The sequence below is a fragment of the Streptomyces sp. NPDC004788 genome, assembly GCF_053601115.1.
Genome location: NZ_JBSGBF010000003.1, coordinates 170111 through 188908, shown reverse-complemented (window position 1 = coordinate 188908; position 18798 = coordinate 170111). Strand labels below are relative to the sequence as shown.

General features: G+C 73.5%; 21 protein-coding genes. 13 read left to right on the top strand and 8 right to left on the bottom strand.

What is annotated here, in order from left to right:
* Nucleotides 1-334, bottom strand: a 334-nt coding sequence (locus ACWEJX_RS03080; protein WP_451605777.1) for an ATP-binding protein, incomplete at its 3' end; no start/stop codon positions are given.
* Between the two features lie 242 nt (nucleotides 335-576).
* On the opposite strand from ACWEJX_RS03080, the gene ACWEJX_RS03075 reads away from it, so the two are divergent.
* Entirely contained in the window at nucleotides 577-1446 is an 870-nt protein-coding gene (locus ACWEJX_RS03075) for a helix-turn-helix domain-containing protein (RefSeq protein WP_451605776.1), read from the top strand.
* Nucleotides 1443-1634, top strand: a complete 192-nt coding sequence (locus ACWEJX_RS03070) for a DUF397 domain-containing protein (RefSeq protein WP_451605775.1) — start codon at nucleotides 1443-1445, stop codon at nucleotides 1632-1634. Before ACWEJX_RS03075 ends, ACWEJX_RS03070 begins: the two co-directional genes overlap by 4 nt.
* A gap of 70 nt (nucleotides 1635-1704) precedes the next feature.
* On the opposite strand, the gene ACWEJX_RS03065 is transcribed toward ACWEJX_RS03070, so the two are convergent.
* From ACWEJX_RS03065 to ACWEJX_RS03055, 3 genes are all read right to left on the bottom strand, one after another.
* A complete protein-coding gene (locus ACWEJX_RS03065) occupies nucleotides 1705-2748 on the bottom strand; it encodes an SGNH/GDSL hydrolase family protein (RefSeq protein WP_451605774.1) in 1044 nt (347 codons plus the stop codon).
* Between the two features lie 226 nt (nucleotides 2749-2974).
* On the bottom strand, nucleotides 2975-3517 hold the full coding sequence (locus ACWEJX_RS03060; RefSeq protein WP_451605773.1) for an EF-hand domain-containing protein: 543 nt from the start codon (nucleotides 3515-3517) through the stop codon (nucleotides 2975-2977).
* A 136-nt stretch (nucleotides 3518-3653) separates the two neighbouring features.
* The gene (locus ACWEJX_RS03055) at nucleotides 3654-4913 is read right to left on the bottom strand and encodes a beta-ketoacyl-[acyl-carrier-protein] synthase family protein (RefSeq protein ID WP_451605772.1); all 1260 of its coding nucleotides are present in this window, start codon (nucleotides 4911-4913) and stop codon (nucleotides 3654-3656) included.
* A 66-nt stretch (nucleotides 4914-4979) separates the two neighbouring features.
* On the opposite strand from ACWEJX_RS03055, the gene ACWEJX_RS03050 reads away from it, so the two are divergent.
* Nucleotides 4980-5582, top strand: a complete 603-nt coding sequence (locus ACWEJX_RS03050; protein ID WP_451605771.1) for a TetR/AcrR family transcriptional regulator C-terminal domain-containing protein — start codon at nucleotides 4980-4982, stop codon at nucleotides 5580-5582.
* A 206-nt stretch (nucleotides 5583-5788) separates the two neighbouring features.
* Here the strand turns inward: ACWEJX_RS03050 and ACWEJX_RS03045 are convergent, their stop codons facing one another.
* Nucleotides 5789-6085, bottom strand: coding sequence for a DUF6223 family protein (locus ACWEJX_RS03045; RefSeq protein ID WP_451605770.1), 297 nt, complete (start codon nucleotides 6083-6085; stop codon nucleotides 5789-5791).
* A gap of 177 nt (nucleotides 6086-6262) precedes the next feature.
* Here ACWEJX_RS03045 and ACWEJX_RS03040 point away from each other — a divergent pair, with 177 nt between their 5' ends.
* From ACWEJX_RS03040 to ACWEJX_RS03020, 5 genes are all read left to right on the top strand, one after another.
* A complete protein-coding gene (locus ACWEJX_RS03040; RefSeq protein ID WP_451605769.1) occupies nucleotides 6263-7405 on the top strand; it encodes a sensor histidine kinase in 1143 nt (380 codons plus the stop codon).
* Nucleotides 7402-8073: a response regulator gene (locus ACWEJX_RS03035; RefSeq protein ID WP_451605768.1), complete on the top strand. Its 672-nt coding sequence runs from the start codon at nucleotides 7402-7404 to the stop codon at nucleotides 8071-8073. Before ACWEJX_RS03040 ends, ACWEJX_RS03035 begins: the two co-directional genes overlap by 4 nt.
* A 167-nt stretch (nucleotides 8074-8240) precedes the next feature.
* A complete protein-coding gene (locus ACWEJX_RS03030; protein ID WP_451605767.1) occupies nucleotides 8241-8753 on the top strand; it encodes a DUF1203 domain-containing protein in 513 nt (170 codons plus the stop codon).
* A 9-nt stretch (nucleotides 8754-8762) separates the two neighbouring features.
* On the top strand, nucleotides 8763-9476 hold the full coding sequence (locus ACWEJX_RS03025) for a DUF6882 domain-containing protein (protein ID WP_451605766.1): 714 nt from the start codon (nucleotides 8763-8765) through the stop codon (nucleotides 9474-9476).
* A complete protein-coding gene (locus tag ACWEJX_RS03020; RefSeq protein ID WP_451605765.1) occupies nucleotides 9473-10033 on the top strand; it encodes an SMI1/KNR4 family protein in 561 nt (186 codons plus the stop codon). The genes ACWEJX_RS03025 and ACWEJX_RS03020 overlap by 4 nt, the downstream gene beginning before the upstream one ends.
* Nucleotides 10034-10062: 29 nt before the next feature.
* Here the strand turns inward: ACWEJX_RS03020 and ACWEJX_RS03015 are convergent, their stop codons facing one another.
* On the bottom strand, nucleotides 10063-10515 hold the full coding sequence (locus ACWEJX_RS03015) for a VOC family protein (RefSeq protein ID WP_451605764.1): 453 nt from the start codon (nucleotides 10513-10515) through the stop codon (nucleotides 10063-10065).
* Between the two features lie 95 nt (nucleotides 10516-10610).
* Between ACWEJX_RS03015 and ACWEJX_RS03010 the strand changes: the two genes are divergently transcribed.
* Nucleotides 10611-10940 (top strand): DUF6401 family natural product biosynthesis protein, encoded by a 330-nt coding sequence (locus tag ACWEJX_RS03010; RefSeq protein ID WP_451605763.1) that lies wholly within the window; start codon nucleotides 10611-10613, stop codon nucleotides 10938-10940.
* 12 nt (nucleotides 10941-10952) lie between these two features.
* On the opposite strand, the gene rarD is transcribed toward ACWEJX_RS03010, so the two are convergent.
* A complete protein-coding gene (gene rarD / locus ACWEJX_RS03005; protein ID WP_451605792.1) occupies nucleotides 10953-11900 on the bottom strand; it encodes an EamA family transporter RarD in 948 nt (315 codons plus the stop codon).
* A gap of 189 nt (nucleotides 11901-12089) precedes the next feature.
* Complete coding sequence (locus tag ACWEJX_RS03000) at nucleotides 12090-12956, bottom strand: SDR family oxidoreductase (protein ID WP_451605762.1); 867 nt, start codon at nucleotides 12954-12956, stop codon at nucleotides 12090-12092.
* A gap of 103 nt (nucleotides 12957-13059) precedes the next feature.
* Between ACWEJX_RS03000 and ACWEJX_RS02995 the strand changes: the two genes are divergently transcribed.
* The 4 genes from ACWEJX_RS02995 (at nucleotide 13060) to ACWEJX_RS02980 (ending at nucleotide 18788) form a co-directional block, all read left to right on the top strand.
* Nucleotides 13060-13455: a winged helix-turn-helix transcriptional regulator gene (locus tag ACWEJX_RS02995; RefSeq protein WP_451605761.1), complete on the top strand. Its 396-nt coding sequence runs from the start codon at nucleotides 13060-13062 to the stop codon at nucleotides 13453-13455.
* A gap of 97 nt (nucleotides 13456-13552) precedes the next feature.
* Nucleotides 13553-14365 (top strand): hypothetical protein, encoded by an 813-nt coding sequence (locus ACWEJX_RS02990; RefSeq protein ID WP_451605760.1) that lies wholly within the window; start codon nucleotides 13553-13555, stop codon nucleotides 14363-14365.
* Complete coding sequence (locus ACWEJX_RS02985; RefSeq protein WP_451605759.1) at nucleotides 14362-16596, top strand: protein kinase domain-containing protein; 2235 nt, start codon at nucleotides 14362-14364, stop codon at nucleotides 16594-16596. The genes ACWEJX_RS02990 and ACWEJX_RS02985 overlap by 4 nt, the downstream gene beginning before the upstream one ends.
* A 2-nt stretch (nucleotides 16597-16598) precedes the next feature.
* Nucleotides 16599-18788, top strand: a complete 2190-nt coding sequence (locus tag ACWEJX_RS02980) for a bifunctional serine/threonine-protein kinase/ABC transporter substrate-binding protein (RefSeq protein ID WP_451605758.1) — start codon at nucleotides 16599-16601, stop codon at nucleotides 18786-18788.
* Nucleotides 18789-18798: the final 10 nt, after the last annotated feature.

Here is an 18798-nt window from a genome sequence, read left to right as displayed (position 1 = left end):
GCCTCCGCGTCGCGGACGTCCGCGACGCGGAGGCCCACGACAGGGCCAGCTCCGCCCACACCGTCTTCCGAGGCACGGGCCCGCTCCGCACGCCCCAACTCCGCGCGAACCCCTCGACGACCAGCAGCCCCCGGCCGCCCCCGCGTCGCGGCAACCGGTCACCCCGTGTGTCCGTGACCTCGATCCGGAGCGTGGTCTCTGCGGCGAGCAGCGCGAGGTGGAAGTCCCGGCCCGCGACATGGCCGTGCGTCACGGCGTTCGCGGCGAGCTCGCCGACGATCTGGGCCGCCGGCTCCGCCGCGTACGCCAGATCCCAGGAACGCAGCTGCTCCATGGCGAGCAGGCGAGCGAGCCGCGCGCCGCGTCGCGTGGCGGAGAGCTGGATTCCGAATTGGCGTGCAGACGCCAAGAGTTGAGTGGGTTCCTGATTCATGTCACTCAGCGTGGCGGTGTCTGCTTACGCTGCCCATCGAACAGGCCCTTACGTACGGTTACTGTCCCGCGACTGTCCGGTGCTGTCCTGACTGTCTCGCGCGGCGCGTCGGGTAGGGCTCGGCCGAAGGAGGTGGGCGCGCAATGAGCGTGAACGAAGAGGTGGACGGCGCGGGGGCGGAAGACGCGGGCTGGGAGGTGGAGCCGGGCGACGAATCGGGTGCGGCGGTCGTGGCGGCGGTGGGCCGCCAGCTGAAGCTGTGGCGGGAGGCCAAAGGGCTGAGCGCGCCCGAGTTCGGATCGCTGGTCGGCTACGGCGAGGACATGATCCGCAAAATCGAGCGCGGGGACCGCATCCCGCGCCCTGAGTACCTGGACAGGGTGGACGGGGCGGTGGGAGCCGGCGGGGTCGTCTCGGGAATGAAGAAGGATCTGGAGGAGGTGCGCTACCCGAAGAGACTGCGCAGCCTGGCGAAGATGGAGGCTCGGGCGGTCGAGTTCTGCATGTACACCAACTTCGACATCCACGGTCTACTGGAAACCGACGAGTTCTCGCGGGCGGTCCTGCAGACCTGGCGCCCGGCGTACGAGCAGGAGGAGCTGGAGCGCTACTTGGCGGCGCGAGTGGCACGCCGCTCGGTGCTGGAGAAGAGCCCGCCGCCCGAGTTCAGCTTCATCCAGGAGGAGGTGTCGCTGCGACGGCCCGTCGGGGGAAGAATGGTGCTGCGTCGTCAGCTTGAGCATCTGCTGGAGGTGGGCGAGTTGCCCAACGTCGATATCCAGGTGATGCCGACCGAGCGCGCCGACCACCCCGGGGCGGGTGGTCGCATCGCGCTCCTGAAGTTCGAGGACGGTACGGCGGTGGGGCGGATGGACCGGGACTTCGGCGGTCGCCCGGTCTCTGACCTCAAACGACTCCGGATCTTGGAGCTGCGCTATGGCATCATCCGCTCCAAGGCCCTCACTCCGGCGGAGTCACGGGACTTCATCGAACAACTGCTGGGAGAGACATGATCGGCAATCCCGAACCCGACTGGTTCAAGAGCAGCTACAGCGACGGCGCCAACGGCAACGACTGCGTCGAGGTCGCCAACACCCCCGGCACCGTTCACGTCCGTGACTCCAAGGACGCCGACGGCGCCCGCCTCGCCTTCGGCCCCGGCGCCTGGGCCGGGTTCGTCGCGTACGCCTCCGGCGAGTAACCGCCGTACACGCGAAGGCCCGGCTTGACGCTCAAGCCGGGCCTCCTGTGTCGTTCGGGTCAGTCGGCGGTCAGCTTTCGAGCAGGGCGATGCGGATCGCGCGCTCCACGTGGTTCGCCGCGTTGAAGTGGCCCTCGGCGTTGGGGTGGACCAGGGTGACGCGCTTGCCGATCAGGCCGCAGTTCAGCTCCGTGCCGGGGAGGGAGGCGGGCCAGTAGTCCGGGGCGTTGCCGCAGATGCCCTCGACCCACTTGGTGTCCGCGGGCTGGCAGACGTCGTGGCCCACGCTGGAGGAGTAGACGTCGACGTAGTGGTCGCCGAAGAAGTTCGTGACCCGCTGGATCGTGTTGTTCAGCTGCTTGAGCACGTCGTCACGGAGCCAGTCGACGTCGGCGTGGGTGATCGGGCCGAGCTCGGTGAGGGAGAGGCGGTTGCAGTCGCCGGCGTCGTCCGGCAGGACGGCCGGGTAGCCGACGGTGATCACCTTGGCGTTGGGCGCGGCCTGGTGCACCTGGGCCAGCATCTCGACGTACTCGTGCTGGACCCGGGCGAGCTTGTCCTGGATGCTCTCCTCGCCCTCCGGCGGGTTGGTGTAGTGCTCGCGGCAGGACTTGCCGGTCCTGCCGTCTTCGAGACACTTCAGGAGCATGCCGCCGAAGGGCAGGCTGTTGCCGCCGACGCCGATGGTGACGACGTCGGTCCCGTCACCCAGCTTGGCCCGCGTGATCTGCGTGTCCACCGCGGGCCAGCCGCCCTCCGGAGGCTGTACGGGGCTGATCGGCGTCTGCTTGTCCTTGGCGATGTGGGCGATGGTGGCGTTGCCGCAGCTGGCGTTGGTCAGGTTGACGGGCTTGCCCGGCGGGAACTCGTCGAGCTCCCGCTCGACGAGGCCGGGGTAGGCGTCGGTCGTGCGGTCGCAGCCGTCCCGTGACGCGTCGCCCAGCGGGGGCGACGGATCGCCGACGAAGCCGCCGGCGGTGTACGAGTCGCCCAGCGCGGCCCACTCGTACTGGTCGGCCGCGCCGGCGGAGCCGGAGGGCACGAGTGCGGCCGCGGCCAGCGTGAGCCCGACGACCAGGGCTCGTGTGCGCAGGCGGAAGACAGGGTGTCGCATGGATCCTCCAGGGATCGGCGGAAGACGCCCGGGGCTGGAAAGCGCAGCCGGGCGGAGTCACCTCGTCCAAGATCATCCAGGTCCTCGGGCCGCCACTTCGACGAATCGGGCCTATCGCCCCCGATCGAGCTAAATGATCAGATTTTTCGCCGTCGCGTCGTCGTGCAGCCGCACATGCCGAAGGCCCGGCTTGAGTCCCAAGCCGGGCCAAGGCCGCCGTTCGAGGTCAGAGGCTCCGCATGAGCAGGCTGCCCAGCGCGCCCGGCTCGGACGAGAAGTAGTACTCGCGGATGGCGCGGAGGTACTCCTGGCGCGAGATCTCGCCGTCCCCGTCCGTGTCCAGCTGGACGAACACGTCCATTGCCTCCGGCGCGTCGGTCTTCCACACGTCCCTCATGAGGCGGTCGAACTCGTTCTTGCCGATCATGTTGTCGCCGTCGAGGTCGATCACGTCGAACGTCGCGTGGCCCAGGCCGTCGGCCACGTTGATCCGGCTGGTGTCGACGACCGCGAAGCGGTTGGCCATGACGAACTGGTCCTTCGTGAGCCGGTCGCTGTTCGCGCCCGAGTGCCGCAGCAGCTCCAGCCAGTACATCTGGTAGGCGGCCTGGAGCCCCCGGGCCCGGCGGTCGTTCTTGTCGATCTTGTACGCCTCGATGTAGCGGTCGACGAGCTTCTGGTAGTCCGACCAGTCGAGGTAGCCGTCCTGGTCGGCGTCCTTGCTGTCGAACTCGCGCTCGAGCTTGGCGGTGATGACGTCCGTGGTCATGGGGCGTCGAATCCTTTCGGGATCTCGTGTTGCCGGGCGCCCTCAGCATGGGGTGGGACCTCCCGGCGTACCGCCGAACGGCACGTTTGCCACCCGATCCAGTGATCACTTTCGAGCCGTGGCCGAACGTGCCGGGTCAGCGCGGTGATCCGGAAGAAACGGCCTGTTCGCGCACGTCGTGCCCGGCGCCCGTGACGATGAGTGAGACGTTCTGGCCGCCGAAGCCGAACGAGTTGCTGAGCACGGCTTCCTGGGGGGTGTCCCGGCGCTCCGCGACGACGTCGAGGTCGATGTCGGGGTCGACGCCGGCCGTGGTGAGGTTGCGGGTCGGCGGGATGACGCCGTGCTTCACGCTGAGGACGGCGACGAGCGCTTCGATCGCGCCGGCGGCGCCGAAGAGATGGCCGAGTGCCGCCTTGGGGGCCGTCACGGTGGCACCGGGGCCGAACACCTCACCGATGGCTCGTGCCTCGGCGGCGTCGCCGACCGGGGTTCCGGTGGCGTGGGCGTTGATGTGGCTGATCTGCCCGGGAGTCAGGCCGGCCTGTGTGAGGGCCTTCCGCATGGCCGTGATCTGGCCGGAGCCGTCGGGGGCGGGCGCCGTGATGTGGTGGGCGTCGGCGGCGATGCCGGCGCCCGCGAGCACCGCGTGGACGCGCCCGCCTCGGGCGGCGGCGTGCTCGGCGCTTTCGAGCACCACGACGGCGGCGCCTTCGCCGAGCACGAATCCGCTGCGGTCCGCGGCGAACGGCCGGGACGCCGATGCGGGTTCGGCGGTGTGTCGTGACAGCGCTTGCGCCTGGGCGAAGCCGGCGACGGTGATCGGGGTGATCGCGGCCTCGGTGCCGCCCGCGATGACCACGTCCGCCTCGCCGGCGCGGATGAGCCTGGCGCCCAGGGCGATCGCCTCGGCGCCGGAGGAACATGCCGAGACGGGCGTGTAGACCCCGGCCCGGGCGCCGTATTCGATGCTGATCAGCGCCGCCGCCGCATTGGGCATGAGCATCGGCACCGTGCGCGGCGAGACGCGCCGCGTCCCGGACGTCTCCAGGACGTCGTCCTGCTCCAGCAGTGTGCGTACGCCGCCGATGCCCGTGCCGATCGCCGACGTGAGCCGGTCCGGGTCGACGGCCGGGGCGCCGGCGTCGGCCCAGGCTTCGGCCGCCGCGACGAGGGCCGCCTGCTGCGAGCGGTCGAGCCGCCTGGCCCGCGCCGGCGGCAGCGCGGCGGCCGGGTCGGTCGCCAGGGTCCCGGCGACGGTGTCCTCGTGGTCCGGCAGGGCGCCGGCGCGGATGCCGGACTCGCCCGCGAGCAGGGCCTTCCAGGTGGACTCCACGTCTCCGCCGAGCGGCGTGATCGCGCCGAGTCCGGTCACGACGACTTCGGTCCGGTGCATGCCCTTCGACCTTTCTTGTATGCGATACAAGCGAACGGGTCTTGTTGTATCACATACAATTCCGACGTGGAGAAGAAGCGAACCGAGGCTCGACGCGACCGTGGCCGCGCGACGAGGCGCCGGCTGATCGAGGCGACCGCACGGCTCTGCGAGGAGCGGCCCGGCACCGAGGTGAGCGTCGCGGAGATCGCGAACGCGGCAGGCGCCTTCCCCAATCAGGTCACCTACTACTTCGGCTCCAAGGACTCGCTGCTCGTGCACGCCGCGTTCCTCGGCCTGCTGCACGACGCCCGACGGATCGAGCGCATCGGCCGCCAGGCTCCCGACGCGGCGACGTTCCGGCGCAACGTCGCCCGCGCCGTACTGGCCATGCCCTCGTTGCCCTCGGTCGCGCGAGCGCTCGCCGCCGCGATCTCCAAGCCCGACCTCGCCCCCGTGGTCGACCGGCACCTGCAGCTGCTCTTCCGGCAGTCCGAGCGCTATGTGGGCCAGCTCATCGACGGGCGTGGCTGGAGCGTCCGTCGACCGCTCGGCGTGGAGGCCAGGACGTTCTGGAGCACCGCGCTCGGCGCGGTGCTGCTCGTGCGCGCCGGCGCGCACGGCACCGTCGCGGACCTCGACCTCGCAGGGGCATTGACCATCCACGACGAGGCCGAGCCGCTGCGGTGATCGCGGCGTTCGCGTGTCAGCCGTTTCCGCCGTGACCGCCGACCGCAGTGACCGCCGACCGCAGTGACCGCCGTGACCGCCGACCGCAGTGACCGATGTTTCCGCCGGGACGGCGTGACGGTGTGACCACGTGACCGCCGTGACCACGTGACCGCCGTGACCACGTGGCCGCCGTGACCGCCGTGACCACCGCCGCCCGAGCGGTGCTAGCCCTTTCGGCGGGCCAGCGCCCGGCCGCCGAGCGCCGTCGCCACGACGCCGACGATCAGCGCCACGTACGCGCCGCCCAGGCCGTTGCCCGTGCCCAGGCCGCCGTCGGCCGTGGCGGCGACCACGGCGCCGAGGACGATGCCGATCAGGCCCGCCGCGACGGCGAGCGCCGGACGGCGGCCGCGCCAGGCGAGCCCCACGCCCGCCAGCGCGATCAGCGCGCCCGTGGAGGCGCCGATGCGGCCGGGGCCGAAGGAGTAGACGGAGACGGCGAGTTCGGTCATGGCGGACATGGGTTCCTCTTCCTCGTACGGCGGACCTGGAGATGTCCGGATCATGTCCGGCCGGCCCCGCCCCGCGCGTCCGGCGGCCGCAGACACTTCCGGCTGCTGCGGCTGCGGTAGTGCCGCCCGGAAGTACCGCGGGTGCGGTAGGGACCCGGCCGTGTGCGGGCGGTTAGGGTGCGGCGCATGAAGGCAGGGGTCTGGGCGCGGTACGGGGACGGGGCCGTCGCCGTCGGCGTGGCGGCGGTGCTCGTGGCCACCGGGTTCGCGGCCGGGAAGCCCGGGCACGCGGTCGGGCACGTGGCCGGGTACGGGGTCGGATACGCGGCCGGGTACGGGCTCCTCGCCGCCGGCGGGCTCGCGCTCGCCGCCCGTACGCGCGCGCCCCGCGCCGTACTGGCCGTCACGGGGGCGTGTGCGGTCGGCTATCAGGCTGCCGGGTTCGACGTACCGGCCGTGGCGTACCTCTTCGCGGTGTACGCGGCCGTACGGGCCGGGCACCGCACGCTCACCGTCGCCGCGAGCGTCGCCATGCTCGCCGTACTCCCGCTCGCCGCCGTCGCGTCCGGGCTGCACGACGCCGGCGCGGCGTTCGCGCAGGCGCGCGGGGCCCTGGAGATCGCGTGGCTGATCGCGGCCGGGGCGGCGGGGGAGGCGTTGCGGCAGGCGGAGCGGCGGGCGGACGAGGCCGAGCGGACGCGGGAGGAGACGGCCAGGCGCCGGGCCGACGAGGAACGGCTGCGGATCGCACGGGAGTTGCACGACTCGCTCACCCACCAGATCTCGGTGATCAAGGTGCAGGCGGAGGTGGCCGTGCACGTGGCCCGGCGGCGCGGCGAGGAGGTGCCGCCCGCGCTGCTCGCCATCCAGGAGGCGGGGCGCGAGGCGAACCGGGAGCTGAGGGCCACGCTGGAGGCGCTGCGGGACGACGACACCGCGCCGCCGCGCGGGCTCGACGACGTACCCGAACTGGTCGAGAAGGCGCGGGCGTTCGGACTTGAGGCCAGTCTGACGGTGCGGGGGCGTCCCGAGGACGTGCCGGCGGCGGTGGACCGGACCGTGTACCGGATCGTGCAGGAGTCGCTGACGAACGTGGCCCGGCACGCGGAGGCCGCGACGACGGCGTCCGTGCGGATCGACTGGCGGGCGGACGCGGTCGCCGTCCGGGTCGATGACGACGGCAGGGGCGGGAAGGCCGTGGCGCCCGGCCTCGGGCTGCTCGGGATGCGCGAGCGCGTGACGGCCCTCGGCGGGCGGCTGCGCGCCGAACCGCGCGCCGGCGGCGGCTTCACCGTACAGGCCGAACTGCCCGTGGGGCGCGCGTCGTGATCCGGGTCCTGCTCGTCGACGACCAGCCCCTCATCCGCAGCGGCTTCCGCGCGCTCCTCGACCTGGAGGACGACATCGAGGTGGTCGCGGAAGCGGCGGACGGCGCGCAGGGGCTGGCCCTGGCGCGGGCGCACGTGCCGGACGTGGCGCTCGTCGACATCCGCATGCCCTTCGTGGACGGCATCGAGGCGACCCGGCGGATCGCCGCCGACCCGGCCCTCGCGGCCGTCCACGTCGTCATCCTGACGAACTACGGCATGGACGAGTACGTCCTCGACGCGCTGCGGGCCGGGGCCGCGGGCTTCCTGGTCAAGGACGTGATGCCCGAGGACTTCCTGCACGCGGTCCGCGTCGCGGCGCGCGGCGACGCGCTGCTCGCGCCGTCGATCACGCGCAGACTGATCGACCGGTACGTCACCCAGCCGCCTCCGGGGGGTGCCGTCGGCCAGGGTCTTGAGGAGCTGACCGGGCGGGAGCGGGAAGCGGTGGTCCTGGTCGCGCGCGGCCTTTCGAACGACGAGATCGCCGGCCGGATGGTGATCAGCCCGCTGACCGCGAAGACGCACGTGAACCGGGCGATGGCGAAGCTGGGGGTGCGGGACCGGGCGCAACTGGTCGTGCTGGCCTACGAGTCGGGGGTGGTGGTGGCGGGCGGGGGCGCGGGATAGCGCGTCGGCGGGATGGGGCGGAGGGGTGGCGCGCCGCCCGAAACCCCTAGCCGGCAGCGCGTCGTCCGGGTCGGGCTGACGGTGGTGCGCCGCGCGTGTCCTCCAGCCGGCAGCGCGTCGTCCGAAAGCCGCCAGCGGCAGCGCCGCCGCTTCGTGACCCTGGAGCCATGACTACCGCGTACACCCCGCTCCCCGTCCCGCCCGCCGCCCTCGCCGAACTGCGCCGCACCGACGACGCCGGCCGGCCCTGCGTCCCGTACACCGCCGCCACCGAGGACGACGGCGTCGGCAGCCCCCTGCGCTGCTGCCTCCGGCCCGTCGCGCCGGGCGAGCGGATCGCGCTCGTCTCGTACGCGCCGCTGCGGCGCTGGGCGGGCGAGACGGGGGCCGAGCCCGGTGCGTACGACGAGCAGGGGCCCGTCTTCATCCACGCGGAGCCCTGCGAGGGCCCGGCGGCGGGCTCCGCCTCGTACCCCTTCGACCGGCCCGGCGCCCTGCGCACCCTGCGGCGGTACGACTCCGGCGGCCGGATCGTCGGCGGGCGGCTCCTGGAGATCCCGGAGGCGGCCACGGAGGGGTTCGACCGGGCGTTCGCGGAGGCGTTCGCGGATCCGGCGGTCGCGCTCGTGCACGTACGGGCCGTGGAATACGGCTGCTTCCAGTTCGAGGTGCGGCGCTAGGGTCGCCGTATGGCGAACGAGTTCACCCGATTCAGTGACGCTTTCTTCCTGGAGGCCGAACGGCACGCCGCCTGGGGCGCCGCCCAGCTGGAGGCCCTGACGTCCTTCCTGCCCGACGGGCCGTGGTCGGCCGACCTGGAGGCGTGCCGCTACCGGCAGGGCGGGCCGCAGGGCGAGGTGGAGCTGCGGGTCGCCGTGCTCGGCTCGTACGACATGGACGCGCGGTCGTGGCTGTGGGGCTGGGCGAACCCGGGGCTCCAGGGCGCCGAGGTGGTCGCCCTGACCAGCGCGATCGCGCGGTACGGGCGGGTGTACGGCATCGCCGAGCTCAGCGAGCCGGAACTCGACCTGTCCGGCTTCGCCGACCCGCGCCGCGCCGCCGAGATGCTCGCCTTCGTCGGCATGGGCGTCGCCGACGCCCCCGGCTACATCGGCGCCCCCGCCGGTCCCGGCACCCAGGTCTACTTCCTCCCCGACGACCCCCAGGTCCCGCGCCCCGCCCTGGACGCGATCACCCTGCCGCGCCACCTCCTCACCGGCGCCGGTCTCATCGGCCACGCGCCGCGCGAGGTCGTGGCCGGCTACTTCGACCACCACGGCGCGCCGTGGGAGGAGGCGGCGGACGGCCGGATCGTCGCGGAGCTGCCGGACGGGACGGCGGCGGAGGTCGAGTTCGACGAGCTGGGGCGGATCGCGGGCGTGCGGGCCGTGGCCCGGCCGTGACGGTGTGGGGCGACGTGCGGGCGCGGGTACGGCTGCTCGCGGACCGCGACCCCGAGTGTGCGCGGTTCGGCGCGGACACGCACCGGTACGCGCTCCGGCCGCCGCTGCCCGAGGCGGCGATCCGCCGCTTCGAGGCCGCGCACGGCATCGCGCTGCCGCCGGCCTACCGGGCGTTCGTCGCCGAGGCCGGCGACGGCCCGGCGGGGCCCGGCCACGGGCTGATGCCGCTGACCGAGCCCCGGCCGGAGGCCGACGAAGCCGAGGCCGACGACCAGTGGGCCGTCGACGCCGAGTGGCGCGAGGACCGGCGGCCCGGCCGCCTCGCCACGCCCTTCGCACTCACCGAGCCGCTGCCCGGGCCTCTCCGGGTCCGGCCCGAGTCGCTGACCCCGGGCACGCTGACGCTCGCGGAGCTGGGCTGCGGAACGTTCGACCGCCTCGTCGTCAACGGCCCGCGGGCGGGCGAGGTCTGGCACCTCGACCCGGACTGGGGCGGCTTCGTGCCGCGGCACGCGGACTTCCGGTCCTGGTACGAGGAGTGGCTGGACGCGGCGTGACGCGGTGGCCCGGGAGCCCGGGAGCCGGGTCAGTGCACGCAGAACTCGTTGCCCTCCGGGTCCCGCATCACCGTCCAGGTCCCGCCCGGCTCCGCCACCTCGCGCAGTACGGTCGCGCCCAGGCCCTCCAGGCGGGCGACCTCCTTCTCCCGGGTGCCCGGAGCTGGGTGCAGGTCGAGGTGGAGGCGGTTCTTGCCGGTCTTCGGTTCCGGGACGCGCTGGAAGAGGATGCGGTGGCCCAGGCCGGTGTCGGTGGCCGGGTCGAAGGGGTCGTCGGGGTGGCGGACCGCGGCGAGGTCGCGCCAGGCGGGGTGGCCGTCGACGGTGAGGGTGGCCTCGGCGGGGACGGCGCCGGCGGCGAGCAGGCGGGTGACGAGGGGGCCGTGGTCCTCGAGGTGGTAGTCGAGGGCGGCGGCCCAGAAGGCGGCCTGGGCGTGCGGGTCGGCCGTGTCGATGACGAGCTTCCAGTGGAGTGCGGTCATGCAGCTCTTTATAGACCGGCTGCCCGCCCGGCGAGCCGGTGATCTGCGACGGAAGTCACGCTCTCGGCGCGGCGACCCGCACCTAATGTGGAGGGATGAACGATTCGCCCGGCTGCCCGCTGGTCGGCGTCGCCGCCACGTACATGCCCCGGCTCTCGGAGTTCGCCTTCGAGCCGGGCCTCGTGGCCGCCGTCGACCAGCACGCGGCGGCCGTGCGCGACGCCCTCGTACCCGCCCAGCGCGGCCCGCAGGGCGTGCCGCAGGCCGGCACCGTGCGCCGCGAGGAGCTCGCGGACTACGTGCTCGGCTTCACGGACCGGCTGGCCGAGGCCGACTGGGTGGAGCCGGTCGGCCACGACTTCGCCACCCTGCGCCTGACGGCCGTGTGCTGGCTGATCCGCGAGTACGACCTGCTGGCGGCCTAGCCCGCGGGCTTTTCAGGACTGCGCGGAAAGCGGGGCCGCCTCGGGCTCGGCTCCGGGTTCGGCTCCGGCTTCGGTGGAAGCCGCTGCCACCACCGCTGCCGCCTCCGCCTTCGCCACCTCCACCTGCGCCCGGCTCCGGCGCGCCGTCCGCAGCGCGTCCCAGCTGAGCACCGTCAGCGCGAGCCACACCAGCGAGAAGCCCGCCCAGCGCTCCGCCGGCATCGCCTCATGGAAGTAGAGGACGCCGAGCAGGAACTGGAAGACCGGCGCCAGGTACTGCAGCAGGCCGAGCGTCGACAGCGGCACGCGGATCGCCGCCGCCCCGAAGCAGACCAGCGGGATCGCCGTCACCAGACCGGTCGAGGCGAGCAGCAGCGCGTGGCCCGTGCCGTGCGCGCCGAAGGCCATCTCGCCGTGGCTGCCGAGCCACAGCAGATAGCCGAGCGCGGGCAGGAACTGCACGGCGGTCTCGGCGGCGAGCGATTCCAGGCCGCCGATGTTCACCTGCTTCTTCACCAGGCCGTACGTCGCGAAGGAGAAGGCCAGGGTGAGCGAGATCCACGGCGGCCGGCCGGCGCCGACCGCCAGCACGACGACCGCCGCGAAGCCGATGCCGACCGCCACCCACTGCGCCGGGCGCAGCCGCTCCTTGAGGACGAGGACGCCGAGGGCGATGGTGACGAGCGGGTTGATGAAGTAGCCGAGGGACGACTCGACGACCCGGCCGTTGTTGACGGCCCAGATGTAGAGGCCCCAGTTCACGCTGATCACGGCCGCGGCCACGGTGATCAGGGCGAGCTTGCGCGGGCTGCGCGCCAGCTCCCGTATCCAGTCCCAGCGGCGCAGCGCGAGCAGCGCGAGGCCGACGACGGCGAGCGACCAGACCATCCGGTGGGCCAGGATCTCGACGGCTCCGGCCGGCTTGACCAGCGGCCAGAAGAGCGGGACCAGTCCCCACATGCCGTAGGCGCCGATCCCGTAGAGCAGTCCTGCTCGTGTCTCTCTGTCCTTCGTCCCGCTCTTCGTCTCCACCGGACCTCCCGCCCTGCGCCGCGCTGTCCCGTCGAAGGTAGCGCCGCGCGGGGCAGGCTGTCATGTCCGTATCGCCATACGGTCCTTACGGATCAAGGAGGCGGGTGAGGGGTCGGCTCACGAGGCCGCGAGCGCGTCCTTGATCGTCTCGGCGATCGGGGTGGTCGGGCGGCCGATCAGCCGGGTCAGGTCGTCGCCGCGCGCCGCCAGCTCGCCGCGCGCCACGGCCTCGTCGATGTCGACCAGGATCTCGGCGAAGGGCTGCGGCACCCCGGCGCCGACGAGGATCTCCAGGTGCGCGGCGGCGGGCACGTCCGAGTACGTGATCTCCTGGCCGGACTGCCGGGCGACCTCGGCCGCGTACTCGGCGAACGACCACGAGACGTCGCCGTTCAGCTCGTACGCCCGGCCCAGGTGCTCGTCGAGCGGGCCGGTCAGCACGGCGGCGGCCGCGGCCGCGTAGTCGGCGCGCGCGGCCGAGGCGACCCGGCCTTCGCCGGCGTTGGCGACCACGGCGCCGTGGGCGAGGACGGGTGCGAGGTTGGCGGTGTAGTTCTCGGTGTACCAGCCGTTGCGGAGGAAGGTGTACGGCAGGCCCGAGTCGAGGATCGCCTGCTCGGTGCCCTTGTGCTCCTCGGCGAGGACGAGACCGGCCCCGGGGCCGCCCAGGATGCCGGTGTACGCGAGCTGGGCGACCCCGGCGGCCTTCGCGGCGCTCACGACGGCGGTGTGCTGCGCCACCCGCCGCCCGATCTCGTGGCCCGAGATCAGCAGTACCCGGTCGCCGGCCGCGAAGACGCCGGCCAGGGTCTCGGGCTTGTCGTAGTCGGCGACGCGCAGCTCGACCCCGCGCTCGGCCAGGTCGGCGGCCTTGGCCTTGTCGCGGACGACCGCGACGACGGACTCGGCGGGGACGCGGGTCAGCAGCTCGGCGATGACGAGGCGGCCGAGCTGTCCGGTGGCGCCGGTGACGACGATGCTCATGAGGTTCTCCCAGGGGTGCGAGGGGTCGGTCGAGCGGGTCTCCCTCCACCGTAGGGCGAGCACTAACTATTCGTAAGTACCCACTTTGAAGTAAGGTACTGGTATGGGAGTAAGTGAGAAGGTGCCGCCGATCATGCCGGTCGTGGTCGACGCCATGTGCCCGGAGCGCCGCGTCCTGGAGCACGTCACCAGCCGCTGGGCCGTCCTGATCCTGATCGCGCTGCGGGAGCGCTCGTACCGCTTCAGCGAGCTGCGCCGCGCGATCGGCGGTGTCAGCGAGAAGATGCTCACCCAGACCCTGCAGACGCTGGAGCGCGACGGCTTCGTCCACCGCGACGCCAAGCCCGTCATCCCGCCCCGCGTCGACTACAGCCTCACCGGCCTCGGCGCGGAGGCCGCCGGCCGGGTCTGGGAGCTCGCCCGGTGGACCGCGGGCAGCATCGACGCGGTGGAGGAGGCGCGCGTGCGTTACGACGCGATGCGCGAGACGTCCCAATGACGTCGCCAATGACGTTGTAGCGCCGCCCAGTTGATCCGCGGGGCCGTACGATCTCCTTCACCGGCTGGGGGTTCGCGCGAGAGACCGTGGGGGAAACATGGTGTACGCGTACGGAAGAGTGCTGCGCGCCGGTGCCGTCGTGGCGGCGGGCGCGCTGCTCGTGGCGGGCTGCTCGTCGGGCGGCGGCGGAGGCGACGGGAAGCCCTCGCGAGGAACACCGGGCGCGACCGGAACCGCCGCCCCGGCCCCGAGCGCCACGCCCACCGCGCTCGACTTCACCCCGGACCCGAAGCGCGTGCCGAAGAACGCCGCCGAGGCCCGGCGCCTCGCGCTGGCGATCGTGGCGGGGCCCGAGTCCTGGGGGCCCGACTACGTCAAGCGCAGCCCGTACCTCAGCGACCCCGGCTCCTGGCCGGTCCTCGACGCGAGCTGCGAGTGGGAGGTCGAGCGCCTGCCCGGCTCCGTCCTGGCCAGCGTCACCGCATACAGCGAGATCCCGGCCGCCGGCGGCAAGGGGCCGCTGCGCGTCGCCGCGACCGTCACCGTGCACCGCACCGAGACCGACGCCGACTGGGAGATGGCCGAGACCCTGGAGGAGGCGCTGCGCTGCCCCGACCAGCAGCTGCGCGAGGGCGAACGCATCACCAACCTCGGGTCCCTCGGCCTGCCGTACGGCAAGGGCGGCAACGCCCATGCCGCCGACTCCCTCGTCGAGAGCGGCTCCTACCTGAACGACGCCTTCAAGGGGCCGCAGCCGTACGGCTGGTACGAGACCCGCATCGGCCAGGTCACCCTCGCCACCAACGTCAAGGGCGCCCCCGGCCACACCGAGGACGTCACCACCCTCCTGACCCAGGCCCAGGTCACCATGGAGGCGCGTCTCAAGGCGCAGATGGGAGCCCAGTCGTGACCGTGAACCCCGGCGCGCTCCAGCCGCTCCTGCCGTCCGACCCCTCCACGATCGCCGGCTACCGGCTCCTCGGCCGCCTCGGCGCCGGCGGCATGGGCGTCGTCTACCTCGGCCGCACCGACACCGGCGCGCTCGCCGCCGTCAAGGTCACCCACGCCGACCAGGCCGACCAGGCCGACTTCCGGGCCCGCTTCCGCCGCGAGGTCGAGGCCGCCCGCCGGGTCGTCAGCCCCTGGGCCGTGCCCGTGACCGGCGCCGATCCCGACGCCCCCGAGCCGTGGATGGCCACCGCCTTCGTGCCGGGACCGTCCCTCGGCGAGGCGGTCCGCGAGCACGGGCCGCTGCCCGAGCGGAGCGTACGGATCCTCGGCGGCGCCGTCGCCCGGGCGCTCGCCGCCGTACACGCGGCCGGGCTCGTCCACCGGGACGTGAAGCCCGGCAACATCCTGCTCGCCGCCGACGGCCCCCGGCTCATCGACTTCGGCATCGCCCGCGTGACCGGCGAGACCGGGCTCACCTCGGCCGACATGGTCGTCGGCACGCCCGGTTTCCTCGCGCCCGAGCAGGCCGAGGCCCGCGCCGCCGAAATCGGCCCCGCCGCCGACGTCTTCGCCCTCGGCTGCCTGCTCGCCTTCGCGGCCACCGGCCGCCCGCCGTTCGGCACCGGCGCCCTGGACGCGCTGCTCTACCGGACGGTGCACGACGAGCCCGACCTCGCCGGCGTACCGGAGCCGCTGCTCGACCTCGTACGGCAGTGCCTCGCGAAGGAACCGGCCGCGCGCCCCACCGCCGAGGAGATCGCCGGCCGGCTCACCGAGGACACTCCCGGCGCCCCGGCCGACTGGCTGCCCGCACCCGTCGTCGCCACCATCGCCGCCCGCTCGGCGGCCATGCTGGCGCTCCCCGACATCGACCCGACCGCGCCCGGCACCGCGCCCGAGGCCGCCCCGGCCGGCCCCTCCCGACGCCGGCTCCTGCTCTACGCCGGTGCCGGTGCGGCGGTGCTCGCGGCCGGCGGCGGCGCCTTCGCCCTGATCGACCGGAACGACGACACCGGCGCCGACGGGAAGCACCCCACGCCCAAGGCCCGCGACACCTGGTCCATCGGTGTCCTCGCCGACCTCTCCGGGCCCGCCCAGGAGATCGGCCGGGCCCAGGAACGCGGTGCCCGGCTCGCCGTCGAGCGGTTCAACGCCGTGCACAAGGGCAAGCCCTTCACCCTCGAACTCAAGGTCTCCGACGACCGCGGCGACAGCGCCGGTGCCTTCGCCGCCGCCCGCCGGCTCACCTCCGACCCCTCCGTGATCGCCGTCCTCGGCCCCACCTCCGATGACACCGGCATCGCCGCGCTCCCCGCCTTCGAGGAGGCCGGCGTGCCGCTCCTCACCACCTCGGCGGGGTACAACCTCTTCACCCTGCGCGGCGAGACCGGCCCCCAGAACGCGACCGTGCTGCGCGCCATCCCGAGCCACTTCATGGCGGGCGCCTACCTCGCCCTGTCCACCACGCTGCTGCCGCAGGTCCGCCACCCCGGAATCCTCCAGGAACGCACCGACGACCAGTACAGCTGGCAGTACGTCAGCGGCGCCCGCTTCGGCTTCACACAGGCCGGTCTCAAGCCGCACTACCGGGTGATCCCGGGCCGGGCCACCGACTACCGCCGGATCATCGGCGAGATGATCGACGCCGGCATCGACACGTACGTCCACTGCGGTGTGCGCTCCACAGCCGTGCTCGCGGCCCGCGCCCTGAACGAACTCGGCTTCACCGGGCCCCGGTTCACCGGCCAGCACGTCTTCGGCTCGCAGTTCCTGAAGGAGGCCGGGAGCGCCGCCGAGGGCTGGTTCGTCTGCGCGCCCGTCATCGACCCCGTCCAGCGGGCCGCCGACACCAAACAGAAGCCCGCCGACCGGAAACTCACCCAGGAGTTCCTCGACGCCTACCGCAAGCGGTACAACACCACCCCGGACTTCTACACCGGCGAGTCCTTCGACGTGGTCAACCTGGTCACGTCCTGGCTCGCCAAGAGCGCCGCCAAGGGCCCGCTCACCCGCAAGGGCCTGTGGGATGCCCTGCGCAAGCAGACGTACACCGGGGCCATGGGCGGTTACCAGTTCGACCAGCACGGCGAACTCAAGGGCGTCGGCACCTTCATCTACAGCGTGCAGCAGGGGGCCTACAAGTTCATCGGCGCCGCCCCCGGCCAGCCCCAGAACAAGAAGAAGAGCTGACGGTGCAGCCGCTCAAGAAGGCCGACCCCTCAGTCATCGCCGGCTACCGGCTGCTCGGGCGGCTCGGCGCCGGCGGCATGGGCGTGGTCTACCTCGCCCGGTCCGCCGGCGGCGCGCTCGCCGCGCTCAAGCTGATCCGCGCCGAACACGCCGCCGACCCCGGCTTCCGGGCCCGCTTCCGCCGCGAAGCGACCACGGCCGAGACCATCACCGGCCGGTGGGTGGTCCGGGTCCTCGGCTCCGACCCGGAGGCCCGGGAGCCGTGGCTCGCCACCGAGTACGTGCCCGGGCCCTCGCTCGCCGAGGCCGTCGCCCTGCACGGCGCACTGCCCGAGGACACCGTCCGCGCGCTGGGCGCCCGGCTCGCCGCCGCCCTCGACGGCATGCACGCGGCCGGGCTCGTCCACCGCGACGTCAAGCCCGGCAACGTCCTGCTCGCCCTCGACGGGCCCCGGCTCATCGACTTCGGCATCGCCCGGGTCAGCGGCGCCACCGCGCTCACCGCCACCGACGCGATGATCGGCACGCCCGGCTTCCTCGCCCCCGAACAGGCCCGGATCGCGGGCGCCGGCGAGGTCGGCCCGGCCGCCGACGTCTTCTCCCTCGGCTGCGTGCTCGCGTACGCGCTGACCGGGCAGCGCCCCTTCGGTACGGGTGCGGTGGCCGCCGTGGTCTACCGCACCGTCCACGAGGAGCCCGACCTCGACGGCGTGCCGGACGCTCTGCTCCCGCTCGTCGCGGCCTGCCTCGCCAAGGACGCCGCCGACCGGCCGAGCGCCGCCGAGGTGCGGGACGCGCTCGGCCCGTACGAGGGAGCGGCGGCCGGCGACTGGCTGCCGCCCGGGCTGCCCGCGCTGATCGCCCAGCGCTCGTCGCGGGTCCTCGACCTGCCGGTCGCCGACCCGACCATGCTCAACCCCGGGGAGCCGCAGGGGACTTCGCGACGCCGCTTCCTGGTCCTCGGCGGCGCCGGGGCCGTCGCAGGCGCGGGCGGCCTCACCGCCTGGCTGCTGGGCCGCGACCCGGCCGGAACGGGCGGCGGCGCCGGCGGAGGCACGGCGGCGCCGCGAACGGCGTACACGCTCGGCGTGCTCACCGATCTCAGCGGCCCCGGCAAGGCGGACGGGCGCGCCCAGGAGCGCGGCCTTCGCCTCGCCGCGGAGACCTTCAACGCCGGCGCGGACCGGCCCTTCGACCTGGTGCTCAAGGTGACGGACGACGGCGGGGACCCGAAGCGGGCCGCCGCCGGCGCCCGCGAACTGCTCAAGGATCCGGCCCTGGTCGCCGTGCTCGGCCCGACGACCGCCGGCACGGCCGTGGCCGCGACGGACGCGCTCGTCGACGGGAAGGTGCCGGTGCTGAGCGTGATGGCGGCGGTCCCCTCCGAGACGACGATCCGGGGCCAGACGCCGGATCTGCGCACGTACTTCGAGGCGCGGCCCAACTCCCTGACGATGATCGGGCCCTTCGGCCGCTACCTCTCCGAGCACCACCGGGGGCGCACCGCGGTCGTCGAGGACCGGGCGGGCGGCGACTACGGCTGGCTCGCCGCCCAGAGCGTGCAGGCGTCGCCGCCCTACGGCGGCACGGTCACCCGGCACCAGGTCGCGGCGGACAGCGAGGACTTCGGCCCGGCGGTCCGGGCGGCGCTCGCCACCTCGCCGACGGGCGTGATGTACGTGGGGAACTCGCCGCGCCGGGCCGCCCTGTGCGCCAAGGCGCTGCGGCAGCAGGGGTACCGGGGCCCGTGCGGAAGCGTGGAGTTCGCGCTCGGGCCGGAGTTCCTCGCCGTGGCGGGCCCGGCCGCCGAGGGCTGGTACTTCGGGACGGCCTACACCGATCCCGACACGGTACCGGCCGCGAAGGAGTTCGCCGCCGCGTACCGCAAACGCTGGCGGCTCGCGGCCACGGACCCGGTCGACCGGTTCGCCGTGGAGTCGTACGACGCCCTGTTCTGGTCGGCGCAGGCGCTGCGCACCGCCATCCGGAGGAACCCGGAGCGCCCGGGCGCGGCGATGGCGACCGTGTTCATGAGGGACGACCGGGTGTACCGCGGTGTGGGACGGTCCTACGAGGCCATGTCGGGCGACGTCTCGAAGTCCCCTCTCGACGGGCTGACCCTCTGGCAGATCAAATCCGGCAGGCCCCGCTGCCTCGGCCCGTACGCCGAGGCAGCGAAGCGGAACGACTGACCGCCTGAGC